Below are 4,429 nucleotides of genomic sequence, written 5' to 3' on the forward strand. Positions count from 1 at the left end.
TTCCCCTATTGTTTTTCTTTTTCCGACAGTAAATCAACCACTTATCCGTAAAAAATCAATGACTTGTTATAAAGCATAACTTGTTTATATGCTTATCAGCTTTTTTTTTTAACTAAAAATTATGCTGAAATCCAATAACTTACACAATCTATTTAACACATTACTACGACTTTTTGAATGCTATTTAACACATTACTACGACTTTTTGAATGTTATTTTCCCTTCCAAATACGACTTTTTGAATGTTATTTTGCATCATCTACGATTTTCATTTGCACAAGTCGTAATTACTTATTATATTTGCGCAACATACTAATAATCAATAAAGGATGAAGAAAATCATAGTTCATTTTAAGAAAGAAGAATTTGAAAGGGTTAAAAACGCAATTTCTATCCTCGCAAAATTTTCTGAAATATACGCTCCTCACATAGATAAAGCCAACAGTATTTTATCCTTTCGTGTAGATGATGAAAACGAAACAACAGAAGAACAACAGTGTAACAGTCGTCAATAAAGACCAAATACAAAGCTATATTATGACGACAGCCAAGTATGACTTTTCCGTTTATGAGAAGCGCATACTTTATAGAATTGTAGAAATGGCTCAAGGTGAACTCCAAGGAGTTAGATTTGCAACTGATTGTAAAAAAATAGAACACACACTTTTTGATACCGTTCACATCACAATGCCTATTGCTTCATTGCTAAATGGAGAAAGTGATGAAAACTACACACGTGTAAAACAAGCACTGTTATCTCTACAAAAGAAAATCTTTACCTATGAGGATGAAAAAGAATGGATAAGCATTTCTATTATTGCATTGCCAAAGATAAAGAAGCGTTCATCTGTTGTATCATTCCAAATAGACTCACACATATGGGACTGCTGCTTAGATTTTTCAAAAGGGTTTCGCAAATACGAATTAGCCACTGCGATGAAGTTTAAGAGTGTATATTCTATGCGGTTCTACGAACTTTTAAGCGGTCAGAAAACAAAACTAATCTATCCACTTGAACAGCTCAAAGAAATGTTTAAAGTACAAGATAAATACGCAAAGACAAACGATTTTGTCCGGAAAGTAATTGAACCTGCAAAAAATGAGCTGGACGAACTAAGTCCTTATACATTCGAATGGTCCGCAAACAAGGAAGGGAAAAAAATTGTAAGTTTCAACTTCTATCCAATATTCAAGCCAGAGCATCGTGATGCAGAGCTATACAAAAAAGAGCTACAAAAGCAAACCGGGCTTTCATGGGATTTAGGTAGGCAAGTGATAAGTTACTTAAAAACATCTTTGGAGTTCTCCGATAAAGAAATCAAAAACAACCGGGATTTATTTGTAACAGCACAAATGGAACTTCCAGACATCATGACAGAACTCGCCATACTTAGAGGAAAATCAAGGACAAAAACAAATCCAAAAGGGTGGATTATAAATGCCCTTAAAGGGAAAATCAAGGATAAGTGACAAGATTACCCCGGCTGAAATATACCGGGGTAATCTTGTCAAATCAGAGGAACGATTTCCATTTCTACACCAAGCTCTTTCATCTGCCGCTGTATTTCCTCGCTGCTTAGTTTCTCTTTCGCCAGTACAAGCCCATGAAAGGCGTCCCAGCCTGCCGGCTTCGAAACGATACTACCGTTTAGGACGGCATGGGTGATTTCGCCGCCGGACTTCGCACCCTTGTTCAGTATGAAGAAGAACCGGGGTTCTTCGTGTTCCGCTGTTCCCATAATTCGTAAAGTTAGATGTTTATTTATTCCCCTTTTGTTCCCTTGCCTGCTCTTGGTAGTATTCATAATACTGCTTGTAGTTGTCCCGGTCTTTGGCTGCATCCGTCCAAAGATAGCACATGAAACAAGCGAACAATAGGGAGATAACAGCACAAAGGATTGAGTAGAACGAAATTCGTTTGTCCACATAACCGCCGTTTTTCATTCTATACCCCTGCCGTTCAAAGTCCGCCAATACGTTTTTTAGGCGATTTTCGGCACTTTCAAGGCTTTTCCCGTCTATTTGTACCTTTCGGGCTGTTGCGTCCTCTATGCGCTTCGTATAGACTTCAACACGCTTTAGTTCTTGATACACCAGTTCTACCGCAAGCTGCGGGTTTACCCTTGGCGTTGTGTCTTTTCTTTTCCGGGGGCTGTACTGTCCCTGCTTAACGTTGGAAGCTGCCGCTTCCGGGTGTGAGTTTGTTTCCATGAGATATGTTCATTGAGTTGCACTTCAGTTTGCTTTGTGTCCGCTCGATATGGGCGAGAGTGTAGCCTTTCCCTATCTCGCTTGCCTTATACTCCGTACCGCTTCGGGCTGTGACATAGTAGCCGTTAAGTTTCCCGGTGCTTGCCCTGGCTTCCCGGACTTTAAAACCTCTCTTACCAAGTTCTTCCTTGAATTTGGTAAAGTCAAAGCCCTGCATCTTCTTCAATACGCCGTCCATGGCTTCCTTGATTTCCGCTTTGTTGACTTTGCCAATGTCCTGCGACTGTACAAAGTTCCGTTCCTTGGCTATGGCATTGGCGGCTTCCGTTGCCTTTTTCCCTATCCAGTTGTCCCGGTACAGTTCCCCGGAAAGGGAAACCCGGTTTGCCAGTATGTGCAGGTGGGCTTGCTCTTTCTTGCTCTCCGTACCGCTGTGCCGGATGATGATGTACTGGTGGTTCGCCAACCCCATGCGCTGCATGAAGTCGTTACCAAGTTCCGCCCAGTCCGCATCCGTAAAGGTGGCGCTTTCCTCTATCGAGGGGCTGACCTCGAAACGTAGGCAGTTGTTTTTTACGTTCGGAAAATCAATGTGATACGGTTTCATTTCCTGCACCATTTCCGCACCAGTACACCCATAAAGTTCATGCCGGGCTATCTCGGTGGCTACTGCCTGCCCGTTTATCTCTTTGGCGAGGTCGTACTCCAATGCCGCCACACCATGTGATATGCTTTTCCCTTTCCCTATCATCGTGAGAGTATTTTTTTGAGCTCTGTAATTAGTGCCCGGTTCTCCTCGAACACTTCCCGGTACTGGCGACCACCGAAGTAGTTGTTCAGCCGTTGGAGCGTTCCTTTCAACTGGGCTATGTCCCGGAGAAGCTGCCGTTCCTCCTCGGTGTACCTCTCCCTTGGGCGCCCCCCAAGGGACAAACTCCGGCAGTATTCCGATACGCTTAGACTGCACCGGGCTGCCTGCTCCGCAAGTGCGTCCTTTTCAAGTTCGGTACATCGGAATGTAATCTTTTCGTTCCGTCTTAGTTCCATGCCACAAAGGTAATCTTAAAATCTTTTTGAGCAAAGCGAGAAAAGCAAGAATTGTCCGACAAGGACACTTCTTGCTATATATACACATGCCGCATGGGAATACATCCACGCCAACCGCCCGGCAAAAAGCCCAGGCATGTTAGAAAATCCCCCACAGCCTAACAATTTCTACCCAAGGGGATTACACGCCGCAGAAGTCATCCGGGAACATGTCTTTCAGTTCGTCCAAATCAATGGCTTCTTCTTCGGACACCTCCACCCATTCAACGTTTTCTTTCCCTCTTATCGCACATGAGTACATCTCGGCGGCGGCAAGGTTAGAGAACACCTCGTGCATAGGCTCGCCGTTCTCTAACCAGTAAACACAATATTCGACCATAACAGTTTTATCATTTATCGTTGTAATGCCCCTCTACCTCCAAAATGTAGACCTCTACCACTTCCTCGTAAATGTCATAGATTATCCGGTCATGGGCGGTAATGTGTCGAGACCATGTAATATCCCCACCGCCCCTTAACGCTTCGGGATGCCCAAGCCCAGTCTTAGGGTGCTCTAACAATTCTTTGTAGATTTTCTTATACTTCTTGAACAAATTGGGGTTTGATTTCTTCCATTTGGCAATCACCTTATCCACCCCGTCGGAAACCCTAATTGTGTACATCATAGACTGTCGAAATAAGCATCAATATCCTCACTGCTTTTGAGGGTAACACACTTTCCGGATTTGATTTCTTCCCTTGCCTTGTCAATCCTTGCTTGCAGTTCCGGGGTTATCATCAAATCTTCACGACCAACTTTTACCAAAGCGTAAATCTCGTTTTTCCTGCGAATTAGTACCTGCTCGCCATTGTCAGCTTTGGTGAAAGACGCTGCGAGGTTGTTACGGTATTCTCTTACTGATAATGCTTCCATATCTGTTTGCTTTTAAATTCAGTACAAAGATAGCTATATTTCAATAAAATACAAACTTTTTGCACACAAATGTGTACACGCCATAAAAAGCCGTTCACAGTCCTACCGCCCGTTGGTTGGTTTTGCTTTGCTTTTTTCCCCTATTGTTTTTCTTTTTCCGACAGTAAATCAACCACTTATCCGTAAAAAATCAATGACTTGTTATAAAGCATAACTTGTTTATATGCTTATCAGCTTTTTTTTTTAACTAAAAATTAT

The 4,429-nt window shown here is 42.5% G+C and carries 9 protein-coding genes; 2 read left to right on the plus strand and 7 right to left on the minus strand.

The window, feature by feature from the left end; genetic code table 11:
- Positions 1 to 329: 329 nt before the first annotated feature.
- Both NBH16_RS23050 and NBH16_RS23055 read left to right on the plus strand, forming a co-directional pair.
- Positions 330 to 515 (plus strand): hypothetical protein, encoded by a 186-nt coding sequence (locus tag NBH16_RS23050; protein WP_007560600.1) that lies wholly within the window; start codon positions 330 to 332, stop codon positions 513 to 515.
- Positions 466 to 1,470 (plus strand): replication initiation protein, encoded by a 1,005-nt coding sequence (locus NBH16_RS23055; protein ID WP_007755890.1) that lies wholly within the window; start codon positions 466 to 468, stop codon positions 1,468 to 1,470. Before NBH16_RS23050 ends, NBH16_RS23055 begins: the two co-directional genes overlap by 50 nt.
- 38 nt (positions 1,471 to 1,508) lie before the next feature.
- On the opposite strand, the gene NBH16_RS23060 is transcribed toward NBH16_RS23055, so the two are convergent.
- The 7 genes from NBH16_RS23060 to NBH16_RS23085 form a co-directional block, all read right to left on the minus strand.
- Positions 1,509 to 1,739, minus strand: coding sequence for a hypothetical protein (locus tag NBH16_RS23060; protein ID WP_007560596.1), 231 nt, complete (start codon positions 1,737 to 1,739; stop codon positions 1,509 to 1,511).
- 19 nt (positions 1,740 to 1,758) lie between these two features.
- Positions 1,759 to 2,211 (minus strand): mobilization protein MbpC, encoded by a 453-nt coding sequence (gene mbpC, locus NBH16_RS23065; RefSeq protein ID WP_004295511.1) that lies wholly within the window; start codon positions 2,209 to 2,211, stop codon positions 1,759 to 1,761.
- Positions 2,168 to 2,962 carry a mobilization protein MbpB gene (gene mbpB / locus NBH16_RS23070; RefSeq protein ID WP_007560590.1) on the minus strand — a complete coding sequence of 265 codons (795 nt, stop codon included), beginning with the start codon at positions 2,960 to 2,962 and terminating at the stop codon, positions 2,168 to 2,170. The genes mbpC and mbpB overlap by 44 nt, the downstream gene beginning before the upstream one ends.
- A complete protein-coding gene (gene mbpA, locus NBH16_RS23345) occupies positions 2,959 to 3,258 on the minus strand; it encodes a mobilization protein MbpA (RefSeq protein ID WP_004327437.1) in 300 nt (99 codons plus the stop codon). Before mbpA ends, mbpB begins: the two co-directional genes overlap by 4 nt.
- Positions 3,259 to 3,439: 181 nt before the next feature.
- Positions 3,440 to 3,637, minus strand: coding sequence for a hypothetical protein (locus NBH16_RS23075; protein WP_007209655.1), 198 nt, complete (start codon positions 3,635 to 3,637; stop codon positions 3,440 to 3,442).
- Positions 3,638 to 3,647: 10 nt separating this feature from the next.
- Positions 3,648 to 3,923, minus strand: coding sequence for a type II toxin-antitoxin system YoeB family toxin (locus NBH16_RS23080; protein WP_004327436.1), 276 nt, complete (start codon positions 3,921 to 3,923; stop codon positions 3,648 to 3,650).
- A complete protein-coding gene (locus NBH16_RS23085) occupies positions 3,920 to 4,171 on the minus strand; it encodes a type II toxin-antitoxin system Phd/YefM family antitoxin (protein WP_004295507.1) in 252 nt (83 codons plus the stop codon). The genes NBH16_RS23080 and NBH16_RS23085 overlap by 4 nt, the downstream gene beginning before the upstream one ends.
- Between the last annotated feature and the right edge of the window lie 258 nt (positions 4,172 to 4,429).

This window comes from Parabacteroides sp. Y3-G-102 (genome assembly GCF_023656845.1).
Lineage (GTDB): Bacteria > Bacteroidota > Bacteroidia > Bacteroidales > Tannerellaceae > Parabacteroides > Parabacteroides distasonis.